This window comes from Streptomyces sp. rh34, from assembly GCF_002551245.1.
Lineage (GTDB): Bacteria > Actinomycetota > Actinomycetes > Streptomycetales > Streptomycetaceae > Streptomyces.
The window spans coordinates 20,041-42,132 of record NZ_NTGZ01000034.1; the positions used below are offsets into that span (position 1 = coordinate 20,041).

Below are 22,092 nucleotides of genomic sequence, written 5' to 3' on the forward strand. Positions count from 1 at the left end.
GCCCGGCGCCTCCGTCCGGCCGGTCGCGGCCGGTGGCCGTTACAGTGGCCGTCGAAGGCGGGGGGCAGCTGTGGACTTCGGGGTACTGGGTCCGCTGACCGTGCGGCGGGCCGGCCTGCCACTGGAACTGGGCACGCCGAAAGGGCGGGTGCTCCTGGCGGTCCTCCTGAGCCGGCCGGGCCGGCCGGTCTCCGACGACGCGCTGGTGGAAGCGGTCTGGGGCGAGGACCGGCCGAAGAGCGCCGCCAAGAACGTGCAGACCTACGTCCACCGGCTCCGGCAGCGCCTGGGCGACCCGGGACGCATCGCCCGTGAGGGCCGTGGCTACGTGCTGCGGGCCGACCGTGCCGAGGTCGACGCGGCACGCTTCGAGGACCTGGCGGTCGCGGCCCGGGCGGCGCTGGCTGCCGGTGAACGCGATCGGTCGCGGCGGCTCTTCACTGAGGCCCTCGGCCTCTGGCGGGGGCCCGCGTTCGCCGGGATCGCCGATCTCCCGGCGCTGGGCCCGGAAGCCACACGCCTCGATGAACTGCGGCTCGGCGTGCTTGAGGAGCGCATCGACGTCGATCTCCGGCTCGGCCGGCACGGCGAGCTTCTCGGAGAGCTGACAGCGCTGACGATGGAGCACCCGTTCCGCGAGCGGATGTGGGCCCAGCTCATGCTCGCGCTGTATCGCTGCGGCCGGCGGGCGGACGCGCTGCTGGCCTACCTCCAGGCCCGTCGGGTCCTGGCCGAGGAGACCGGTCTGGAACCCGGGCGTCCGTTGCGGGACCTCCACCGGGCCGTTCTCGGCGAGGACCCCGCGCTGGACCGGGGGGCCGGGGACGGGGAACAGGACCGGCGGAGCGCCGCGGTCGCCCGGATGCTGCCTCCGGCGCTCGGCGACTTCAGCGGGCAGCAAGCGGAGTTGGCGGAGATCGAGGCCCGGCTCCGCGCGGACCGCGCCGCTGACGAACCGGCCGCGACGGTGACGATCTCGGGCCCCGGCGGGGTCGGCAAGACGGCCCTCGCGGTGCAGGCCTCGCACCGGCTGAGGTCCGCGTACCCCGACGGTCAGCTGTTCGCGGCGCTGGACGGCGCGCGGACGCAGCGGGTCTCACCGGCCACGGTGCTCGGCCGCTTCCTGCGTGCGCTGGGTGTGCCCGCCACCGCGGTGCCGGACGATCCACAGGAACGCACGGACCTCTACCGGGGCTTGCTCGCGGAGCGGCGGATCCTGGTGGTGCTCGACGACGCGTACGACGAGGAGCAGTTGGCGCCTCTGCTGCCGACGAGCGGTACGTGTGGCGTGATCGCCACCGGCCGCGTGCGGCTGGCCGGCCTCGGCGGCGCGCACCGGGTCGAGCTCCGCGAGATGTCCGAGGCCGACAGTCTGTCCATGCTGCGCGGCAGCACGGGCGGCCGGCTGGCCTCGGCCGCCCCGGCGGACCTGTCCGAACTGGTACGGCTGTGTGCACGGCTGCCGCTCGCGCTGCGGATCGCCGGGGCGCTCCTGGTGTCCCGGCCGCACTGGCGTCCGGCGGATCTCGTGTCACGGCTGGCCGACGAGCAGCACCGGCTGGACGCCCTGCGCTACCGCGATCTCGAAGTACGGGCCAGTTTCGGGCTGAGCTACGAGGGGCTCCGGCCCGGGGCACGGCGACTGTTCCGGCTCCTCGGGCTGCTGGAGGCGCCCGATTTCCCGCTCTGGGCGGCGGCGGCCGCTCTCGACACCGGGCTGCGGGCGGCCCAGGAGCTCCTCGACGAGCTGGTCGACGTCCACCTGCTCGACGTCACCGGGACGCCGAACGGCCAGGCGCGTTACGGGTTCCACGACCTGATCCGCGCGTACGCCCGGGAACGCGCGGAGACGGAGGAGCCGGTGGAGGCCCGGGACGGGTCCGTCGTCCGCGTCCTCAGCGCGCTCCTGGCCTTCACGGACATCGCCGACCGCGACCACATGGGGCAGAACATGTTCCAGCGGGACGCCGACCGGTGGCAGCCGGCGCTGGTGGAGGCGAGCCTGCCACCCTCCGTACCGCCGATGGAACTTCTGGACGCGGAACGCGTCCCCCTGGTGGCAGGCGTGCGGCAGGCCGCCGAACTGGGCAGGGACGAGCTCTGCTGGGAACTGGCCGTGGGCGGGCACGCGCTGTTCGAGACGGAGCGGTACTTCGACGACTGGCAGGAGTGCTACGGGACGGCGATGGGCCTGGCCAGGGCCGCGGGCAACCTGCGGGGCCGGGCCAGACTGCTCATCTCGATGGCCGGACTGCTCTACACCCGGCGCCGGTACGGGCCGGCCGAGGAGTCCAACACCGAGGCCATGGACCTGTTCGAGCGGATCGGGGACCGGCGGGGCTATCTGGAGGCCCTGAGCAACGCGCCGTTCTTCCTCGTGCCGAACGGCCGGCTGACCGAGGCGATCACCGCCGGCCGCGAGGCTTTTGAGCGCCTCGACGCGGGCGGGCAGCCGGCGGCGGCCCTGCACGCGTACTCACAGGTCGGCCTCGCCCATCTGCAGGCGGGCAGACCGGAACGCGCGGTGGCGGTCCTCACGGAGATCATCGACGGGGCGAGGAAGCAGGGCATCCGGACCCTGATCGCACGCGACACCTACTGGCTCGGCCAGGCGCAGCTCGCACTCGGCCGGCCGGCGGAGGCCGAGGGGTCGTTCACCGAGCTGAACGAGTGCGCCCGGAGCATCGGGTCGTCCGGGACGTTCTACACCGCCCACGCCTGGGGCTGCCTCCACCTGGCCCGGGGCGAGTACACCGAGGCGCGCCACCGTCTCCTCGAAGGCGTCGAGATCGCGCGCGCACTCCACGACCCCATGTTCGAGACCCGTGTCCTCATCGACCTGCTCGATGCCCGCCTGTACGGTCCCCACGATCTGCCGGCCGCGATCGGCCGGGGGGAACGCGCGGTCGAGGTGGCCCGCGGAATCGACTATCCGTACCTGCTCGCGGGCGTACTGGAAAAGCTCGCCCGCCTGTGGGCCGCCGCGGGGGACGCCGCCGCCGCACGACGACTCGCCGACGAGGCGGCCGCCGCGCGGGACCGGATCCGCTGAGCCGCACGGCTCGTGTTCCGGGCGTGTACCCGCCGTATTCCGGGATGTGACATCGTGCGCGTCAACGACGGAACGCCGTCGGGAAGCCGCTCCGGCGTGTTCAGCCCGGCGTCGGTCTCTCTCGCCACAATCGAACGTTCGAAGCCGCCGTATCGGGCGGCTCTCGTAACCAGTGAGGTAGTAGTAGTGCACAAGCGACGTATCGTTTCCGCGGCCGCTGTGGTTGCCCTGGGTCTCGGGCTCTCGGCCTGCAACGGCGACGACAGCGACCCCGCGGCGAAGGATTCACCTCCGGCGTCGGCCCCTGCCCCGTCCGAGCCCAGTGAGCCGAGCAGCGAGAGCCCCGCTGCCGACGGCGGCGCCGACAGTGACGCTCCGGCCGGGGGCGAGGGGGACGCCACCGCCCCGGGCACGAAGCTCAAGGTCGGCGACAAGGCCACTCTGCCGTTCGCGTACACGAGCGACAAGAAGGGCACCATCGCCGTGACCGTCACGGCGATCGAAAAGGGCGCCGAGGCCGATATGGCCGCCTTCGGTGACAAGGCGAAGGGAATGACGCCCTACTTCATCAAGATGAAGGTGGAGAACGTCGGCGGCACCGACCTGTCGTACGCGTCGCTGAAGCTGGACGGTGTGCTGGAAGGGGGCGCGGGCACGGGCGTCGTGCTGATCGGCGACATCCCGGGCAAGTGCGACAGGGAGACCGCGCCTCGCGAGTTCACCACCAAGGGCGCGTCGTACGAGACCTGCTCGCTCACCGCCACGAAGGGCGCGCCGGTCACGGCCGCCCAGTTCGACGAGGGTGACGCGTACAGCGACAGTCCGGTCGTCTGGTCCAACTGAGGTCCGGTTCAGCGGCCTTGACGCCGGTGGGGGGGCGAGCCTCGCTCAGCGCACGGGGAATCCGAAGGAGTGGCCCTGCTCCTTCAGCCAGGGCAGGACCTCGCGCAGAGCGGCCAAGGTCTGGGATCGTTCCCCTCCCGCGTCGTGGAAGAGGATGGTCGGCCCGTTGGAGATCTCACGCTTGACGGTGGCGACCATGGTGTCCGCGCCGGGGTGCTCGAAGTCCTTGGTGTCGACGTTCCAGCCCAGCGGTCGCATCCCGTGGGACGCGGCCAGCTGACGGCTGTACGGGGTGAAGGCGCCGCCCGGGGCCCGGTAGTACTGCGACCGGACGCCTCCGGACGCCTTGGTGATCATGCGTTCGGCGTCCAGGATCTGCTGGGACTGGTAGGCCTCGGACTTGGTGTCCATGGTGGTGTCGTGCGAGACGGTGTGGTTGCACAGCCGGTGGCCGTCCGCCACGACCGCCTTGACCAGGTCGGGGTACGCCTGGGCCTGGGTGCCCACCATGCAGAACGTGGCCTTCACACCGCGGTCCTTCAGCAGGCGCAGCACCTGCGGCGTCCAGACCGGGTCCGGTCCGTCGTCGATGGTGATGTTGACGCCCCGGGCCCCCCGGTCCGAGGCGTGCGCGATGCCCGCCGCCACCTTGGCCGCGGGCCGCTCCCGCGCGTCCGGCGACGCGACGCCCCCCGACGGCCGGCCCCCGGTCGTGTCGGCCTGCGCGGTCCACACCGAGGTGGCGGCGGCCAGGGCCGTCACGCCGAGCGCCGCCGCGAGGAGCCGGCTGTGCCATGCCCTTCCCTTGTGCTTGCCCATGTCCGCCCGCCCCTTTTGCCGTCTCCGCCGATGCCGTGCACCCCTCCAGACGGGCGAACGTTCCGGCGGGATGCCTCGGTTACCGATCGCGGACATTTCTGCAGGCAGCCGGCGACAATCGGGAGCCGTCGAGCGATCGGGTCAGCGGGCGATCGGGTCAGCGGGCACGGTCCTCGGGGAGGCCGCGCTCGGGGAGGCCGCGCTCTTCCCCCGCGGGTCTGACAGTGGCCCCTCGTCCGGCTGATGCGGGAATGCCGCGCGGAGCACCGGAGGCACACTCCGTTCTTTGCCCACTCTTTACCGCTATCGGGACCGATGCCGGGATGGCAACGCGGCGCGAGCGCGTTCAGGCCGGGTGGACCACCCCCGCGACGAACAGGAACCCGACGTGACAGACGTGACAGACACGGCAGCCCCGGCAGGCGTGACGGCCCCGGCGGAAGCGGGCACCGCGTCCCGCGCGGCGGACACCCTCTCCCGCCCGTTCACCGTCCGCGGGCTCACCGCCCGGAACCGGATCGCGATGGCGCCCATGACCCGGCAGTTCTCCCCGGACGGCGTTCCGGGACAGGACGTGGCGGACTACTACACCCGCCGGGCCGCCGGTGACGTCGGGCTGATCATCACCGAGGGCACCTACGTCGACCACGCATCCGCGGGGACCAGCGACCGGGTCCCGCGCTTCCACGGCGAGGCGGCGCTCGCGGGCTGGGCGCATGTCGCGGAGTCCGTGCACCGCGCGGGCGGCACGATCATCCCGCAGCTGTGGCACGTGGGCGTGACCCGCACCGAAGGCGCCGGGCCCGTGCCGGAGGCCGAGCCCGTCGGCCCCTCGGGCCTGTCCCTGAGCGGCGAGCCCAAGGGGCGCGCCATGACGCAGCAGGACCTCGACGACGTCATCGCCGCCTTCGCCGACGCGGCGGCGGCGGCCGAGCGCCTCGGCTTCGACGGTGCCGAACTGCACGGCGCCCACGGCTACCTGATCGACCAGTTCCTGTGGTCCGGCAGCAACCGGCGTACCGACGCCTACGGCGGTGACCTGGTCGCCCGGACCCGCTTCGCGGCCGAGATCGTGGCGGCCTGCCGCGCCGCCGTGTCCGACGCCTTCCCGCTCTTCTTCCGGATGTCCCAGTGGAAGGCGGACGCCTACGAGGCGAAGCTCGCCGAGACACCGGAGGAGCTGGACGCCCTGATCACACCGCTGGCCGAGGCCGGTGTCGACGTCTTCCACGCGTCCACCCGCCGCTACTGGCTGCCGGAGTTCGAGGGCAGCGACCTGAACCTGGCCGGCTGGGTGAAGAAGATCAGCGGCAGGCCGACCCTCACCGTCGGCTCGGTCGGCCTGGACGGCGACTTCTTCGGCGCCTTCCAGGGCAACGACTCCCCGGTCACCGGAATCGAGCAGCTGCTGGACCGGATGGAGCGCGACGAGTTCGACATGGTCGCCGTCGGGCGGGCGCTGATCTCCGATCCCGAGTGGGCGGCGAAGACCCTGCGCGGGCGCACCGCGGACATCACCCCGTTCACCGCGGAGATGCTGACGACCCTGCACTGACCCGCGCGTCCCCCCGGCCCTGCGGTCCACGCCCCGCGCTCTGTACCTTGTTCGCCGCCGCCGGGAGGCCCGCTCGGATCGCGGTGATCAGGGCGCGGCTGGCCTCGTGGGCGGCGGCGCTGCCCTCGGCGGGGGTGGTGCCGGCGCGCTGGTGCAGCACGACCCCGAGGACCAGGCGGGAGACGCCGGCGACCTCCTGCGTGGTGGCCCAGACGAGGTTGCCGCCCGCCGGGGTGGAGGAGCCGGTCTTCAGGCCGATCACCCCGTCGTGCCCCAGCAGCTTGTTGGTGTTGCGGAAGGTCACCCCGGCGCCGGGGGCCGTGACGGAGGCGGTCGCCACGATCTGCCGGAAGGCCGGGTCCTTCATGGCGGCGCGGGCCAGCAGCAGTTGGTCCGCCGCCGTGCTCCTCGTACTCGCCTCCATGCCGCTCACCCCGGTGTACGTGGTGGCGCGCATGCCGAGCCCGGCGGCGGCCCGGTTCATCTTCGCGACGAACGCCTTCTCGTCACCCGCGTCCCAGCGGGCCAGCAGACGCGCCACGTTGTTGCCCGACGGCACCATCATCAGCTCCAGCAGCCGGCGTTGGGTGTACTCCCGCCCGGCGAGCACGGGGGCGGTCGTCTCGACGGAGGAGTACGACTCGTCGGCCGCCTGCCGGTCGGCGACCACGGTCGCGCCGGGGGCGCCGGCCCGCATCGGGTGGCCCGTGAGGATCACGTAGGCCGTCATGACCTTGGTGACGCTGGCGATCGGGACCGGCTTCTGCTCGCCCCGGGTGCCGAGGCTGCCGACGCCCTCGACCGTCACGCTCGCCTGGCCCTCGCGCGGCCAGGGCAGGTGCATCGACCTGGCGAGCGGCACCACCTCCTCCCCCGGGCTCTCGGCGGCCGGCCCGACCGTGGACCTGTCGCCGCCGGCCGCGTACCACCCGCCCGTACCCGCCACGAGCACCACGGCCGCCGTCAGCGGTACGAGGACCGAGCGGCGGAGCCGGAAGCGGAAGCAGGAGCGGACGCGGAAGCCGCTCCCGGCGGCGGGGGCAGGGGCAGAGGTGAGGCCGGGAGCGGGAACGGGAACGGGGAGAACAGGGGGAACGGTGGGGGCGTCGGGCATGGGCTCCTCCAGGTGACAGCGCGGTTTCCCGTACCTCTGTCACCTTCGGGGAGTCGTTCTTCCGCACCCGTTCAGCACGGTTTCCGCCCCCGCGAGAGTGCGTTTCGGTTCCGTATCAGGCCGGACGCGGGGCCAGATCGAGGGTGGCAAGCGCTCCGCCGTCCGGGGCGTTCGCGAAGGTCAGCCGGGCTCCGAGCACCTCGGACTGGCCCTGGGCGACGGTCAGGCCGAGACCGTGCCCCCGGCCGCGTTCGCTCGCGCCGGTGCGGAAGCGCTGCGGGCCCCGCTCCAGCAGATCGGGCGGGAAGCCCGGCCCGTGGTCGCGTACGACGATCCGTGCCCCGGTCACGGTCACCTCGACGGGGGCCGCGCCGTGCCGGTGGGCGTTGGTGACGAGGTTGACCACGATCCGCTCCACCCGGCGCGGATCGGTCTCCACCACCTCGGCGGCCCCGACGGCGACCCGGGTGTCCGTGCCCGTACGCCGCACCACGTCGGCGACCAGTTCGCCCAGCGGCACCGGGTCGGGGCGGGACCGTTCGGCGCCCGCGTCGAGGCGGGAGATCTCCAGCAGGTCCTCGACCAGCGCGTTCAGGGCCCGTAGCCGGTCCCGTACGAGACCGGTCGCCTCGTCGCCGTCGGGCAGCAGCCCGGCGGCGGTGACCAGGCCCATGAGCGGGGTGCGCAGTTCGTGCGCGACGTCGGCGGTGAAGCGCCGCTCGTTCTCCAGCTTGCGCTGGAGGGCGGCGGCCATGTCGTCGACGGCCGCCGCCATCTCGGTGATCTCGTCGCGGGCCCGCCCGGCGGGGCCGATGCGGGCGTCCAGGTCGCCGTCGGCGATACGGCGGGCGGTACGGGCTCCGTGGCGCAGCCGTCGGTTGATCGGTTCGGTGGCGAGGGCGGCGAGCGGGACGACGAACAGGAGGGCGACGAGGACGGATTTCACGATGCTGCGGTCCAGCAGCTGGAGGCTGCGGACCTCGGCGCTCATGTCGTCCCGGACGACGAGGAACTGATCGTCGCCGACGGCCGCCGCGCCCCACATCCAGTACCAGTTGGGCGGCTTGACGTCGTACCAGGTGGCGTACCCGCCCTCGCTGTCCGGCCGGCCGGCGAAGTCGCGTGCCAGCGCCTCGGGCAGCTCCGCCGTGGACCGTACGTCGATGTCGGCCGGCGCCTTCCCCGTACGGGAGAACTCCCGGTCGGCGGCGATCAGCCGGGTGAGGGTCCGGTCGGTGCCGACGCGCAGCCCGCGCTCCCGGGTCGCGTCGTGCACCAGGAACCCGACCACGGTCGCGACCGCGCAGCACGCGACGGCGGCCAGTGCGGCGATCTTCCAGCGCAGGGCCCGGGGGTTGAGGAAGTCCACGGCGTCCGCCGGCCGCTCAGCCGCGGACGAGCTTGTAGCCGAAGCCGCGGACGGTCTCGATCCGCCCGCTGCCGATCTTCTTGCGCAGCCGGAGCACACACAGGTCCACCACCCGGGTGTCGCCCTCCCAGCCGTAGTCCCACACGTCGCGCAGCAGCCGGCGGCGGTCGAGCACCGAGCCGGGCGCGGCGGCGAACTCCAGCAGCAGCCGCAGTTCGGTGGGGGTCAGTGACACGGTCTCACCGGCCCGGCGCACCTCCATGCCGAGGGTGTCCACGCTGAGGTCCCCGAAGACCAGGATGTGATCGGCGGCTCGGCCGGACTTCGGGGTCGCGGGGCCCTCAGCGTCCGGGCGGAAGGTGGCGCGGCGCAGCAGGGCGCGGATCCGGGCGACCATGACGGCGGTGTCGACGGGCTTGATCACGTAGTCGTCGGCCCCCGCCTCCAGGCCCGCGACCACGTCGAGGGCGTCGCCGCGCGCGGACATCATGAGGACCGGGACGGAGCTCTCCTCGCGGATCCGGTGGCACAGGCCGATGCCGTCCAGCTCGGGCAGCATCACATCGAGGATCAGCAGGTCGTGCGCGCCCGCGCGGAAGGCCTCCAGGCCGCTGAGCCCGTCGGCGGCCACGGCGACCCGGTAGCCGTAGCGCTCCAGGGCCAGTTGGACGGCGCGGCGGATCGTGGCGTCGTCCTCGACCACGAGCACGCTGACGGGGGCCGGGCCCCGGGCTTCGGACACGCTGCCTACCTGGGCGTTCGAGGTCATCGGTCGCTCGCATCGTAGTCGGGGGAGGGCGGCGGGCCGGGTCACCCGGGCCGCCGCGGGAAGGTCACCGGCTCAGCGCGGCCGCCACCGGAAGATGGTCGCTGCCGGTGGCGGGCAGGGTCCAGGCGGCGCGCGGGGTCATCCCCCGCACCAGCACGTCGTCGATGCGGACCACGGGGAACGCGGCGGGCCAGGTGAATCCGAGGCCGTCGCCCGCCTCCCGTTGCGCGGAACGCAGCGGCGAGGTCACCGGGGCCAGCGCCCTGTCCTGGTACGTCCCGTTGAAGTCGCCCAGCACCACGACCCGGGTCGCGGGCTCCGCCCGGAGCGCGGCGGCCAGCTCGCGGGCCGCCTCGTTGCGCCGGCCCGTCGTGAATCCGGCCGCCGAGACCCGTACCGACGCCAGATGGACCGCGTACACGGCGACGGGCCCGTCCGGGGTCCGGGCCGTGGCGCGCAGCGCGCGGGTCCACGGCATGATCGGCACCGCCTTCACGTCCGCCAGCGGGTACCTGCTCCAGATGCCGACCCCGCCGAGCACCGCGTGATGCGGATAGGCGGCGGCCAGTTCGCGGGAGTAGACGGCCGCCGACGCGTCGGACAGCTCTTCGAGCGCCAGCACGTCCGCGCCCGCCCCGGCGAGCACGCGCGCGGTGCCGGCCGGGTCGGGGTTCCCCTCGCTCACGTTGTGGCTGACCACCGTCAGGTCGCCGCCGCCCGAGCGCTTGTCGGTGAGCGCGCCGCCGAAGAGCGCGACCCAGACGACGGCGGGCGCGAGCACCGCCACGGCGGCGGTACGGGACCGGCGTACGGCGGCGAGCCCGAGCAGGACCGGCACGCCGAGGCCCGTCCAGGGCAGCAGCGTCTGGAAGAGACTGCCCGCGTTGACGCCCGCGTTCGGGATCCACGCGTGCAGCGCCATCGCCGCGGCCCAGACGACCGCCGCGGCGGCGAGCCACCGGCCGGCGCCACGGCCGGCACGCCCGGGGGTAGCGGGCCCGGTGGGAGCCGCCCCGGAGGGAGCCGCTCCGAGGGCAGGCTTCGCGTCACTGGCAGGTGTCGCGTCAGTGGCAGGCGCTGCGGCCTCCGGTGGGCTCAGCACGGCACTGGTCTCCTGACGTTCGCGTGCACCGGGGATCCGGGTACGCCGACAGCCTCCGGGAACACCGCTTCCGGCTGGTCAGGGGCGTGCTTCGAGCACCGCACGGCTCTGTATCGGGTAGGTATCGGTGCGCGGCGCGGGTGCCGGAGTCGAGCCGACGCCGACGCCGCTGCCGCTGCCCCTGCCCCTGCCCCTGCCGGGCTCAGCGGGTCTCGGTGAGCGGGCCGTACGCGTCCGGGCGGCGGGTGGTCAGGAACGGGAACAGCTCCAGCCAGTCGCGGCGGGCGTCCAGATCGAGATCGGCGACCAGCACGGCGGGCTCGTCGCGCGGGGCCTGGGCCAGGACGCGGCCGTACGGGTCCACGATGAAGGAACTGCCGTAGAAGGTGAGGCCGTTCTCGGCACCGATACGGTTCGGCACGATCATGAAGGTGGCGTTGGCGATGGCGTTCCCGGCGATCACCTTCTGCCAGAGCGGCTGGGAGTCGAAGCCGGGGAAGCCCGGCTCGGAGCCGATGGCGGTCGGGTAGACGAGGACGTCGGCCCCGGCGAGCGAGTAGGCGCGCGCCAGCTCCGGGAACCACTGGTCCCAGCAGGTCGGCAGGCCGAAACGGGCCTCGTCGACCGTGACCAGCGGGAAGGCGTCGTCGCCCGCCGGGCCGGGGCGGAACCAGTCGTCCTCGTAATACCCCTCGGTGACCGGGATGTGGGTCTTACGGGTGCGCTGGGCGAGGGTGCCGTCGGGTGCGACGAGGATCGCGGTGTTGTAGCCGAGGCCGTCGTCCTCGCCGCCGGGCGCCGGGGCCTTCTCGTACAGCGAGGCGTGCACGTACACGCCGTGCTCGCGGGCGGCCTCGGCCGCGAACGTGAAGGTGGGGCCGGTCAGCAGCTCCTCCGGTCCGGCGGGCTCGGGGTGGTCGGCCCTGCGCACGACGGCGAAGTACGGCGACAGCGTCAGCTCCTGGAGGCAGACCACGCGGGCGCCCTCGGCCGCGGCGAGCCGGACGCCTTCCAGCAGGGCGGCCCGGTGCTCGGCGGGGTCCCGGTGCCAGCGCTGCTGGACCGCCGCCACGCGCAGGGGGGCGCGCTCGGCGGGGCGGGTCCGGGTGGGGGACGCGGGCGGGTCGTAAGCGGTGATCAGACGCATGGCGGGTTCCTGGGGAAGGAGAGAGCGGGAAGGGAGGGAGGAGCCGGCGGGGCGGGCACGAGGAGAACGGACACGAGGCAGGCCGTACGAGGCAGGTCGCGTGCCGGAACGTTCCGGCACGCGACAGAACCTAACCCTGCCGGAACGTTCCGGCAACCCTTCGCCGGCCCGTCGGCGACCGTCTAGACTTCACCCCCGTGACCTCCCGGACCGTGACCCTGCTCGATGTCGCCCGCGCCGCCGGGGTCTCCAAGAGCACCGTCTCCGACGCGCTCCAGGGTTCGGGACGGGTCGCGGAAGCCACCCGGGACCGGGTCCGCACGGTCGCGGAGGAGCTCGGCTACCGCCCCAACAGCGCCGCCCGGCATCTGCGCCGCGCCAGCACCGGAGCCGTCGGGCTGCACCTGCCGGCGACCGCGACCCGGCTGGACTACTACATGAACCTCGCCTTCGGTGTGGTGGAGCGCGCCCAGGAGGACGGGCTCGACATGGTGCTGCTCGCCCCCTCGGGGACATCGGGCGGGCGGATCGCCTCGCGCGTCGACGGCCTGCTGGTGATCGACCCCGAGGCCGGCGACAGCGCGGTGCCGGGGCTGCTCGACGCGGGCGTCCCGGTGGTGACCGGCGAGCGCTACCTGGGCCCGGCCAACGGCCCCAGCGGTGCCGTGGTCTGCGACAACGCCGCCTCCCTGACCGCCCTCCTCGACCATGTCACCGAGCGCGGCGCCCGCCGCCCCGCGCTCCTGGCCCCGTCCGGCTCCTCCGCCTGGGCGACCGCCCTGCGCACGACGGCCGGATCCTGGGGGCGGGCCCACGGGGTGGCGGTGACCCTGCGCACGGTGCCGTTCGCGGCGACCCCGGCCGAGGCCGAGGCGGCCACCCGGGCGCTGCTCACCGACGACCCCGCCGTGGACGCCGTGATCTGCGCCCCCGACGGCTCCGCCCCGGGCGTCCTGCGCGCGGCGGCGGCCCTCGGCCGGGAGGTCGGCAGGGCCGAGGAGGCGGACCTGCGTGCGGGCGTCGCCCTCCTCGTCGCCTCCTGCGTGGACGGCCCCGCGACCCGGGGCGCCGAACCGCCCGTCACCGCGGTCGACCTGCGCCCCGCCGCGTACGGGCGCGCCTGCGCCGAGCTGCTCTGCGACATCCTCGCGGACCGCGCGGCCCCCGACACCGTCCGCCGCCACGCCTGGTCCCTGGAGACCCGCGCCTCCACCGGGTCGCCGGGCTGACCCGTACCTCAACCGGGTCACGGGCTGACCCACGCCCCACCCAGGCAGCCGACCTCACCCGCGCCCCAACCGGGCAACCGGGCCGAATCGGGCCGCCGAATCACCCACCGGGGCATCAACGGACGCGAGCCCGCCAACGACGGCCGGAGGCCCCCGGGCGGCCCGGCCTGCCACCCAACCCCCGGGAAACGGGGGCCGGTTGCCGTCCTCCGCGTCTCCGCAATGTGAACGTTGTGCGTCGACTGGCAACTGGCGTGGCGGCCTTGACATTTCACGGTGCGGCCGGTGATAAGATCATCTTACTTCCAGTGGGCTGATGGCGTGTGGGGGCATTCCGGAAGGGATGAAATCCTCGGCCCCACCTTCGGAGGGGCACCTCCCGAAGCGGCGCACGGTCGTGGCGAACGAGCCCTGACTGCGTGCCGCATGACGGGGTGTCAAGCCGTTTCCGCCATGGCACTTGAAGTGAGTCTCATGACATTTCCGCAGGGCCCCGTCATCTGGGCGCTGGTTGTCGTAGCACTGGTCGCCGTGGGAGCCGTTCTGCGGGCTCGCGCGACCAACGTCAAGCTCCGCAGACACCATGCCGAGCTGCGTCAGGAGCGCGACGCGCTCCTGCACCAACGGGACGAGCTCCACGTCGTCCACAACGGCCTGCTCCAGCGTCAGTCCACCGAACTGGCGGAGGTCCGCAAGGACGCCGAGGAGGAGACCAAGGCCGTCCTCAAGGCCGCCGTCCGCACGCTCCAGGGCCTCGCGGACGAGCAGCAGGTCGTGATCGAGAAGGCCCAGCGCAAGTACGGCGACGACCCCGGGATCCTCGCCGACCTGATGGCCATGGACCACGCCAACAGCCAGTTCGGCCGGCGCGCCCAGGGCATCGCCGTGCTCTGCGGCGGCTGGCTCGGCCGGCGCGAGACCGTGGCCTCCGTCTTCGACGTGGCCCGCAGCGCCCAGGGCCGTATCCGGCACTTCGACCGGGTCCGGGTCAACGGCCAGGTGAACTTCTCCGTCGTCAGCCGGGCGGTCGAACCCGTCGCCGTGGTCCTCGCCGAGCTGCTCGCCAACGCCACGAACTACTCCGCCCCCGGCACCCCGGTCGAGATCAACATCCAGGCCGTGCCGACGGGCGTCTGCCTCATCGTCGACGACGCCGGTCTCGGCATGGGCCAGGAGGAGAAGGACCGCGCGGCGGCTCTCCTCTCCCCCCAGGCCGCGATCAGCGTCTCCAGCCTCGGCATCCCGCCGCAGTTCGGGTTCGCCGTCTCCGGGATGCTCGCCGCCCGCTACGGCTTCCGGGTCTCGGTGGACTCCGTTTCCCCCTATGGAGGCGTACGCGCGGTGGTCCTCATCCCCGACGAACTGCTCACCACCGAGGCGCCGCCGGCCGCGGCGCCCGTAGAAGCACCCGAAGCGGCCGCTCCCCAAGCGCCGCAGGTGCGGCAGGCCGACCAGTGGCAGGCCGCCCCGGCCCCGGCGCCCACCCCGCTCTTCCCGCCCACCCCGCAGCCCGACACCGTCACCCAGCCGCTGGCCCAGATCACCACCACCGCCGGGGGGCTGCCGAAGCGTCGTCGTAAGAGCCCGGTCTCCGCCGTGCCCTCGGCGGTACCGGAGCCCGTGCGCAGCAACGAGGAGACCGCCTCCCGACTCGGGGCGTTCCAGCGCGGCACCCGGTCCGGACGCGACACGACGACGACGGAAGGACCCGAGTTCCAGTGAATCCCGATCTGTCCTGGGTGCTCAACGACCTGCTCCAGGTGCCCGGCGCCCGGCACGCGATCCTGGTGTCCGCCGACGGCCTGCTGCTCGCCAACTCCAGCGAGATCGGCCGGGACGACGCGGAGACCGTCGCCGCGGCGATGAGCTCCATGCAGTCCCTCAGCCGGGCCGTCGCCCCCTTCATCGGAACCCGTGAGCCGGGCCGCTGGCGGCAGACGCTCCTGGAGTACGAGGACGGCTGGATCTTCCTGATCGCCGCCGGCACCGGCGCCTACCTGGCCGCCACCGCCGCCGCCGACGTGGACATGGAGGCGATGTCGTTCCGGATGCAGCAGCAGGTCACCGCGCTGGGGAAGGCGATGACCACGCCTCCCCGCCAGAACGCGGGCAGCGACATATGACCGCGCCGGGCGAGGAGCAGCAGGTCAGCAGCGGGTTCGTCCGGTCCTATGTCATCACCGGCGGGCGGGGGCTGCCCGACGCGGAGGACCTCTCCCTCGTCACCCTGGTCACCCTCGCCCCCGACCGCCAGCCGCCGCCGAACCCGAGCCCCGAGGTCAAGGCGATCTGGGAGCTGTGCTCCGGCGGCTATCTGTCGGTGGCCGAGGTCGCCGGTCACCTCGGCCTGCCGGTCGGGGTGGCCCGTCTCCTGCTCCAGGATTTAAACCAGCAGGGACACCTGCTGCGCCGTAAGGCGCCGCCGCCGGCCCAGCTCGTTGACAGAAAGATCCTCGAAGAGGTGTTGCATGGACTCCAAGTCCGGTTCGGCTGAGAGCATCTATGTGCCGGACGCGGTGCAGCACGCGGCGAAGATCCTCGTCGTCGGGCACTTCGCCGTGGGCAAGACGACGCTGATCGGCACGCTGTCCGAGATCACGCCGCTGCGCACCGAGGAGCGGATGACCCAGGCCGCGGCCCAGGTCGACGATCTGCGCGGCGCTCCCGACAAGACGACGACGACGGTCGCCCTGGACTTCGGGCGCCTCACGCTCAGCGACGAACTGGTGCTGTACCTGTTCGGGACGCCGGGCCAGCAGCGGTTCGTGGAGCTGTGGGAGGACATGGCGCGCGGTTCGCTGGGCGCGCTGCTCCTGGTCGACCCGGCGCGGCTCGCCGACACGTTCCCCGTCATCGACCTGGTCGAGACGTACGGGCTGGAGTACGCGGTCGCCGTCAACAGCTTCGACCCGTACTCGCAGCACGCGGAGAACGAACTGCGCGAGGCGCTCGACCTGCTGCCCGACACTCCGGTCGTCTACTGCGACGCCCGGGACCAGAACTCCTCCGCGCAGGCCCTGATCACGCTGGTCCGCCACCTTCTGGCGCACACGGCCTGACGCACCCCCAGACGTATCCCGAGCCGGGGCCGACCGGGCCCCGCGATCACACCGAGGAAGCCGACATGGACCCGCAGCCGGGAGCCACCCCGTACAGCGCCCCCGCCGGGTGCCCCATGCACCAGCAGCAGACGTCGCTGTACGGACCGGAGTTCGCCGCCGATCCGCACCGCTTCTACGACGCGGCCCGGACGCACGGCCCCGCCGCGCCCATCGAGCTGGCCCCGGGGGTGGAGGCCACACTGATCGTGCAGCACGAGGCGGCACTGCGGGTGCTCCAGAACCCGGCGCTGTTCGCCCGGGACTCGCGGCACTGGGCCGCGCTGCGCGAGGGCGCCGTCCCCATGGACAGCCCCGTCCTGCCGATGATGGTGTACCGGCCCAACTGCCTGTTCACCGACGGCGCGGAGCACCTGCGGCTACGCAAGGCGGTCACCGAGTCGCTGTCCCGGCTCAACAGCTCCAGGCTGAGCAGGGACGTCGAGCGGATCGCCGACTACCTGATCGACCAGTTCATCGAGCGCGGCACCGCCGACCTGCTCAACGAGTACGCCAAGCTCCTGCCGCTGCTGCTGTTCAACCAGCTCTTCGGCTGCCCCGGCGACATCGGCGACCGGCTGACCCGCTCGATGTCCGCCATCTTCGACGGCGAGGACGTGCTCCGCGCCAACGCCGAGCTGACCGAGTGCCTGATGGAGCTGGTCGCGATCAAGCGCCGCCAGCCCGGCGAGGACATCACCTCCTGGCTGATCCAGCACCCGGCGGGGCTGCGGGACGAGGAACTGAAGGACCAGCTGGTGATGCTGATGGGCGCGGGCGTGGAGCCGGAGCGCAACCTGATCGGCAACGCGCTGCTGCTGATGCTCGCGGGCGACCAGCCGGGCACGCCCGAGCGGCGCGGTTCGGGGCTGCTCGTCGAGGACGCGCTGGACGACGTCCTGTGGAACAACCCGCCGATCGCCAACTACGCGACGCACTACCCGGTGCGGGACATCGAGCTGGACGGGGTGACGCTGAAGGCGGAGACCCCCGTGCTGATCAGCTTCGCCGCCGCGAACAGCGACCCGGGGCTCACCGACGCCCGCCAGACCCTGAGCAAGGGCGCCCACCTGGCCTGGGGCGCGGGTCCGCACGTGTGCCCGGCCAAGTCGCCCGCGACGCTGATCGCGCTCACCGCGATCGAGAAGATCCTCAACACCGTCCCGGATCTCGCGCTGGCCGTACCCGCCTCGGGTGTGGCCTGGCGGCCGGGCCCGTTCCACCGGGCGCTGGTCGCGCTGCCCGTACGGTTCACCCCAACGGCCGCGCGGCGTGCGGGGACCGGGGCGCAGCCCCCGGCCCCGACCTCGGCCCAGCTGCCCGACCCGTTCCGGAACGCGCCCGCCGCACCCTCGGTGACACCCCGTCACGCCCAGGAGCCGGCCAAGAAGCAGAAGGGCTGGTGGAGTTCGTTCCTCGACGTGTTCCGCGTATGACCCACGCGCCGACAATGCGCCGATAACAACGGGCATTTAGTGACGATTACATGTGACGGGGGCAACAAAGAACGATGCTTGGCGCCGATATCCGGAGGGGTAGGTTCAGTGCGGTAACCACGGGCCTAGGTCGAGGAACTCTGCGTGAGCATCACTGGCGGTACATCCAGGGCGCCCGACGGACGGCGTGCGGTCATCGGTCTGCTCCGCAGACTCAATTCCCCGGAAGGGCAGGCCGAGCCGTACGGAATACTCGCGGAGCTGCGGACGATGGGTGACGTCGTCCGCGCTCCGTGGAACGGCTATTTCGTCACCGGCTTCGACGCCTGCAGCCAGGTGCTCCGGGGCCGCAACTGGCTCGCCCCGGATCTCGCCTGGCAGGAGCGGCAGGACGACGCCAAGCAGTGGGACGCGATCGCGACCCGGGAGATGACCACCACCCTCTCCCGGCTCAACGCCCCCGAGCACACCTGCCAGCGCCGCTCGCTGGGCAATCTCTTCGACCGTTCCACCATCGAACGCCTCACCCCCGACGTCGAGCGCGACGCCGACCGGCTGCTGGACGAGCTGGCGGAGAAGCTCCGCTGGGGCGAGGCCGACTTCGTCTCCACCGTCAGCGAGCAGCTGCCGATCGGCACCGTCGGCGGCTGGCTGGGGATACCGCCCGAGGACTACCCGGACATCCTGGAGATCACGCACAACCAGGTGTTCGCCCAGGAACTGCTCCCCACCAAGTCGCAGCTCGCCGTCTCCGCGGAGGCGACCCTGCGGCTGCGGGCCTACTTCACCGATCTGGTCGCCCGCCGCCGGGCGGAGCCCCGCCACGACGTGCTGACCGGCTGGATCCACACCTGGGACGCCATGGAGCCGGACCGGGAGCGGGCGGACGAGATCCTCTACCGGCTCACGATGTTCGTCACCATCGCCTCGCTGGAGACCACGGCGACGCTGCTCAGCTCGATGATCTCCCTGCTGACCGAGCCCGGCCGGTGGGCGTGGCTGCGGAAGTACCCGGAACACATCGACGCGGCCGTCGACGAGGTGCTGCGCCACGATCCGCCCATCCACATCAACACCCGGATCGCCGCCGAGGACACCGTCCTGGCCGGGGTCCCGATCAAGAAGGACAGCATGATCCACGTCCTGTACGGCGCGGCCAACCACGATCCGCGGCGGAACCCGGACCCGGGCGCCTTCGACATCCTGCGCGGCGGCAGCCACCTCACGTTCGGCGGCGGGGTGCACTACTGCCTGGGCGCGGCGCTGGCCAAACTGGAGGCGCGGACGCTGCTGGCACGGATGCTGGATCGTTTCCCCACCCTGCACACCGTCTCGCGGCCGGTGTACGCCCCCCGGATGGTCTTCAGACGGATCACCTCCCTGGGCGTGGCCCTGTGAAGCTCTCGCTCCCCGACTTCCTGACCGCGGGCGACCGCTCGACGACGGTACGCAGCAGGCGCGAGGGGGCCGTCCTGCATGTGGAGCTGCACGCGCCCACGAGCGGCAACGCGGTGACCGAGGCGATGCTCGACGAGCTGCTGGCCATCGTCGTCGCCCCGGACCCCGAGGTGCGGGTGCTGGTCCTCAGCGGCGCGGGCGACGACTTCTGCCTGGGCGGCGACCGCACCGAGTTCGGTCAGTGGCTGGAGGAGGACCCCGCCGGCCGGGGCATCCGGATCGCCGGGGAGAAGGCCCGCCGGGTCTGCGAGGCGATCTCCGGCAGCCGGGCGGTGACCATCGCCCGGGTGCAGGGCAAGGCGGTCGGCGCGGGGTTCGCGCTGGCCCTCGCCTGCGATCTGCGGGTCGGCGCGGACACCGCCGCCTTCCGGCTGCCGGAGCTGGCGCTCGGGCTGCCGACCGCCTGGGGCGGTCTGCTGCCCCGGCTGATCCACGAGGTGGGCGCGGCCAGGGTCCGCGAGCTGATCCTCACCGGCCGGGCCTTCGACGCCGCCGAGGCCCGCGAGCTGTCGGTGCTCCAGCGGGTGGTGCCCGAGGCGGAGCTGGACGCCGCGGTCGCCGCCTGGGCGAAGCCGGTGGTCCGCCGCCCGGAGGCCGCCCTGCGGGTCACCAAGGCCCTGCTGAACTCCTACGCCGCCGCCACCCGGCTGGCCGACCCCTCGTTCCTCGACGCGGAGCTGATGGCCTCGGTCGCGGCCGCCACCCGGCGTTCCCCGGCGGGCGGCGACGGATCGGTCGGGTCACACTCGTAAGAACCCGAGTGGGAGGACTCCGGCGTGGACGTACCGGTGTGGCTCTGGATCGTGTTCGCCGTGACCGTCGTCGTCTCGCTGACGGTCGACCTCCTGGCGCACCGCAAGGCGCATGTGATCGGCTTCAAGGAGGCCGGGCTGTGGAGCGCGCTGTGGGTGAGCCTCGCGCTGGTCTTCGGCGCGGTCGTCTTCCTGACCCTCGGAACCACCGCCGGAACGGAGTACACGACCGCCTGGCTGCTGGAGAAGAGCCTCTCGGTCGACAACCTCTTCGTCTTCGCGCTGATCTTCGCGTATTTCAAGGTGCCCCGGGAGTATCAGCACCGGGTGCTCTTCTTCGGGGTCATCGGCGCACTGGTGTTCCGTGCGGTGTTCCTGACGCTCGGCGTCGCGGTGGTCAACCGCTTCACCTTCGTCCTGTTCCTCTTCGCCGCGATCCTTTTCTACAGCAGCTATAAAATCCTCAGCGGCCAGGAGGAGAATTTCGACCCGGGCAAGAGCTTCGCGGTGCGGCTGCTGCGGAAAGTGATGCCGGTCCAGGACCACTATTCCGGTACGCACTTCGTCGTCCGGGAGGAGGGGCGGCGGGTAGCCACCCCGCTGCTGGCGGTGGTCGCCGCGATCGAGGCGGCCGACCTGATCTTCGCGGTCGACAGCGTGCCCGCGGTGCTCGCGGTCAGCGACGACCTGTTCATCGTCTACACCAGCAACGCCTTCGCGATCCTGGGACTGCGGGCCCTGTACTTCCTGCTGGCGGGTCTGCTGGACCGGTTCCACTACCTGAGCCACGGGCTGGCGATCATCCTCGCCTTCATCGCGGTCAAGCTCATCCTCCAGGCCTCCCACAAAATGATCAGCACCTCGATCCCGGAGATTCCGTCGCCGGTGAGCCTCGCGGTGATCGTCGTCATTCTGGGGATTTCGGTGACCCTGAGCATGCGCCGTCCGGCGAGAAGTCCGGGCTCCATGAACGCGTCCGACACCGATACGGACGAGTAGGGTCACGGAAAGCGAAGCCATTTCCCGGCAACGTAAAGGGAAAGACTTTCCAAAATCTCCCGTCCCGCCTATCGTGAGTAAATGGCCAGCAAAGAGCGTGACACCCGGCAGCGGGCCGCTTTCGCGTGCCCGACCTGCAAGCAGCCCGTCCCTTCCGAGATCCACCGCCACAAGTCCCTCGGGATCTTCGTCCCCGTCTGGCGCGCGGGCCCCTGCGAGAACCCCGACTGCTCGGATTACGCCGCCGAGGAGCGACCCACCCGGCACCGAGCCGGCTCCTCCTGAGAGCTGCCCGGGATCCCTGGCGCCTTCCCTCCCTGACTCCCCCGGGCTCCTCCCGGACTCCTCCCGACGCGCGCACCGGCCCCGGGCTGACTAGCGTTGCCGGTGCGGGTGGGGGCCCGTACGGGCGGGGCCGAAAATCAGGGACTCCAGGGAAGGACCGGCACCATGGCTGTACAACCCGAGGGCCCCGTGCTGGGCGGACGCCATGTTCGCCGACGTCGAGGGCGCCAAGAGCTTCTACGGTGACGTGCTCGGCTGGACGTTCGGCGAGAGTTCGTCGGAGTTCGGCAACTACACGCAGGCGTACGCGGACGGCAGGGCGGCGGCGGCCGTGGTCCCGCCGATGCCGGGCGCGGAGGGCCATTCGGCGTGGTGCCTGTATCTCGCGTCGCCGGACGCGGCCGCGACCGCGGAGAAGGTCCGCGCGAGCGGCGGCGAGGTGCTGATGGAGCCGATGCGGGTCGACGAGTTCGGCACGATGGCCCTGGCCCGCGACCCGGGCGGAGCCGTCTTCGGCATCTGGCAGGCCGGCAGCCACGAGGGGTTCGAGACGGAGATGGGCACACCCGGCGGGTACTGCTGGGGCGAGGTCTTCACCCGGGACCCGAAGAAGGCGGACTCGTTCTACTCATCGGTCTTCCCCTACACCGTGCGGAGGCTCGACGACGAGTCGATGGACTTCTCCGTGTTCGACGTACGGGGGGAGACGGTCCTCGGCAGGATGGCGATGGGCGACGACTTCCCGCCGGAGGCGCCCGCGCATCTGAACGTGTACTTCGCCGTGCCGGACTGCGACGCCGCCGTGGCGAAGGCGACCGAGCGCGGCGGAGTGCTGAGGGACGGGCCGGTGGACAGCCCGTTCGGCCGGTTCGCGGGGCTCAGCGACCCGCAGGGCGCCTCCTTCACTGTGATCGACGTGACCACCACCACACCAAGGGGGAGATGCCGTCGATGAGCCCCGCGACCTGATCCGGGACCGTCACACGTGCGGGCCGCGACCGGAGACCCGGTGCGGCCCGCACGCACGCCCGGCGCGGTTCGGGGCGCGCGTGCCCGGCGCGGCTA

General features: G+C 72.5%; 19 protein-coding genes and 1 pseudogene. 14 read left to right on the top strand and 6 right to left on the bottom strand.

Annotation, left to right across the window (positions count from 1 at the left end; translation table 11 throughout):
• Nucleotides 1-70: 70 nt before the first annotated feature.
• Nucleotides 71-3,052 carry an AfsR/SARP family transcriptional regulator gene (locus CR470_RS09860; protein ID WP_179892198.1) on the top strand — a complete coding sequence of 994 codons (2,982 nt, stop codon included), beginning with the start codon at nucleotides 71-73 and terminating at the stop codon, nucleotides 3,050-3,052.
• A gap of 186 nt (nucleotides 3,053-3,238) precedes the next feature.
• A complete protein-coding gene (locus CR470_RS09865) occupies nucleotides 3,239-3,895 on the top strand; it encodes a hypothetical protein (protein WP_097867189.1) in 657 nt (218 codons plus the stop codon).
• Between the two features lie 45 nt (nucleotides 3,896-3,940).
• On the opposite strand, the gene CR470_RS09870 is transcribed toward CR470_RS09865, so the two are convergent.
• Nucleotides 3,941-4,714, bottom strand: coding sequence for a polysaccharide deacetylase family protein (locus CR470_RS09870; protein WP_097867190.1), 774 nt, complete (start codon nucleotides 4,712-4,714; stop codon nucleotides 3,941-3,943).
• Nucleotides 4,715-5,111: 397 nt separating this feature from the next.
• On the opposite strand from CR470_RS09870, the gene CR470_RS09875 reads away from it, so the two are divergent.
• Nucleotides 5,112-6,269 carry an NADH:flavin oxidoreductase gene (locus CR470_RS09875; protein WP_257138545.1) on the top strand — a complete coding sequence of 386 codons (1,158 nt, stop codon included), beginning with the start codon at nucleotides 5,112-5,114 and terminating at the stop codon, nucleotides 6,267-6,269.
• Here the strand turns inward: CR470_RS09875 and CR470_RS09880 are convergent.
• The 5 genes from CR470_RS09880 to CR470_RS09900 form a co-directional block, all read right to left on the bottom strand.
• Complete coding sequence (locus CR470_RS09880) at nucleotides 6,238-7,383, bottom strand: D-alanyl-D-alanine carboxypeptidase family protein (protein ID WP_373561397.1); 1,146 nt, start codon at nucleotides 7,381-7,383, stop codon at nucleotides 6,238-6,240. The genes CR470_RS09875 and CR470_RS09880 overlap by 32 nt on opposite strands.
• 115 nt (nucleotides 7,384-7,498) lie before the next feature.
• On the bottom strand, nucleotides 7,499-8,752 hold the full coding sequence (locus CR470_RS09885; protein WP_097867191.1) for a sensor histidine kinase: 1,254 nt from the start codon (nucleotides 8,750-8,752) through the stop codon (nucleotides 7,499-7,501).
• A gap of 16 nt (nucleotides 8,753-8,768) precedes the next feature.
• Nucleotides 8,769-9,521: a two-component system response regulator CseB gene (gene cseB / locus CR470_RS09890; RefSeq protein WP_097867192.1), complete on the bottom strand. Its 753-nt coding sequence runs from the start codon at nucleotides 9,519-9,521 to the stop codon at nucleotides 8,769-8,771.
• Nucleotides 9,522-9,585: 64 nt separating this feature from the next.
• Nucleotides 9,586-10,620, bottom strand: a complete 1,035-nt coding sequence (locus CR470_RS09895; protein WP_097867207.1) for an endonuclease/exonuclease/phosphatase family protein — start codon at nucleotides 10,618-10,620, stop codon at nucleotides 9,586-9,588.
• A gap of 205 nt (nucleotides 10,621-10,825) precedes the next feature.
• On the bottom strand, nucleotides 10,826-11,770 hold the full coding sequence (locus CR470_RS09900) for a carbon-nitrogen hydrolase (protein ID WP_097867193.1): 945 nt from the start codon (nucleotides 11,768-11,770) through the stop codon (nucleotides 10,826-10,828).
• A gap of 197 nt (nucleotides 11,771-11,967) precedes the next feature.
• On the opposite strand from CR470_RS09900, the gene CR470_RS09905 reads away from it, so the two are divergent.
• The 11 genes and pseudogenes from CR470_RS09905 (at nucleotide 11,968) to CR470_RS09955 (ending at nucleotide 21,996) form a co-directional block, all read left to right on the top strand.
• Entirely contained in the window at nucleotides 11,968-12,999 is a 1,032-nt protein-coding gene (locus CR470_RS09905; RefSeq protein WP_097867194.1) for a LacI family DNA-binding transcriptional regulator, read from the top strand.
• A gap of 474 nt (nucleotides 13,000-13,473) precedes the next feature.
• A complete protein-coding gene (locus tag CR470_RS09910; protein ID WP_097867195.1) occupies nucleotides 13,474-14,721 on the top strand; it encodes an ATP-binding protein in 1,248 nt (415 codons plus the stop codon).
• Complete coding sequence (locus tag CR470_RS09915; RefSeq protein ID WP_097867196.1) at nucleotides 14,718-15,122, top strand: roadblock/LC7 domain-containing protein; 405 nt, start codon at nucleotides 14,718-14,720, stop codon at nucleotides 15,120-15,122. The genes CR470_RS09910 and CR470_RS09915 overlap by 4 nt, the downstream gene beginning before the upstream one ends.
• Nucleotides 15,119-15,493 (top strand): DUF742 domain-containing protein, encoded by a 375-nt coding sequence (locus tag CR470_RS09920; protein WP_050358393.1) that lies wholly within the window; start codon nucleotides 15,119-15,121, stop codon nucleotides 15,491-15,493. The genes CR470_RS09915 and CR470_RS09920 overlap by 4 nt, the downstream gene beginning before the upstream one ends.
• A complete protein-coding gene (locus CR470_RS09925; protein ID WP_097867197.1) occupies nucleotides 15,468-16,058 on the top strand; it encodes a GTP-binding protein in 591 nt (196 codons plus the stop codon). The genes CR470_RS09920 and CR470_RS09925 overlap by 26 nt, the downstream gene beginning before the upstream one ends.
• 65 nt (nucleotides 16,059-16,123) lie before the next feature.
• Complete coding sequence (locus CR470_RS09930; protein WP_097867198.1) at nucleotides 16,124-17,533, top strand: cytochrome P450; 1,410 nt, start codon at nucleotides 16,124-16,126, stop codon at nucleotides 17,531-17,533.
• 270 nt (nucleotides 17,534-17,803) lie between these two features.
• Nucleotides 17,804-18,931: a cytochrome P450 gene (locus CR470_RS09935; protein WP_097867208.1), complete on the top strand. Its 1,128-nt coding sequence runs from the start codon at nucleotides 17,804-17,806 to the stop codon at nucleotides 18,929-18,931.
• On the top strand, nucleotides 18,928-19,743 hold the full coding sequence (locus CR470_RS09940) for an enoyl-CoA hydratase/isomerase family protein (protein ID WP_097867199.1): 816 nt from the start codon (nucleotides 18,928-18,930) through the stop codon (nucleotides 19,741-19,743). Before CR470_RS09935 ends, CR470_RS09940 begins: the two co-directional genes overlap by 4 nt.
• 24 nt (nucleotides 19,744-19,767) lie before the next feature.
• Nucleotides 19,768-20,742, top strand: coding sequence for a TerC family protein (locus CR470_RS09945; RefSeq protein ID WP_097867200.1), 975 nt, complete (start codon nucleotides 19,768-19,770; stop codon nucleotides 20,740-20,742).
• Nucleotides 20,743-20,823: 81 nt separating this feature from the next.
• A complete protein-coding gene (locus tag CR470_RS09950; protein ID WP_097867201.1) occupies nucleotides 20,824-21,027 on the top strand; it encodes a hypothetical protein in 204 nt (67 codons plus the stop codon).
• 165 nt (nucleotides 21,028-21,192) lie between these two features.
• A pseudogene (locus tag CR470_RS09955) lies at nucleotides 21,193-21,996 on the top strand (VOC family protein).
• Nucleotides 21,997-22,092: the final 96 nt, after the last annotated feature.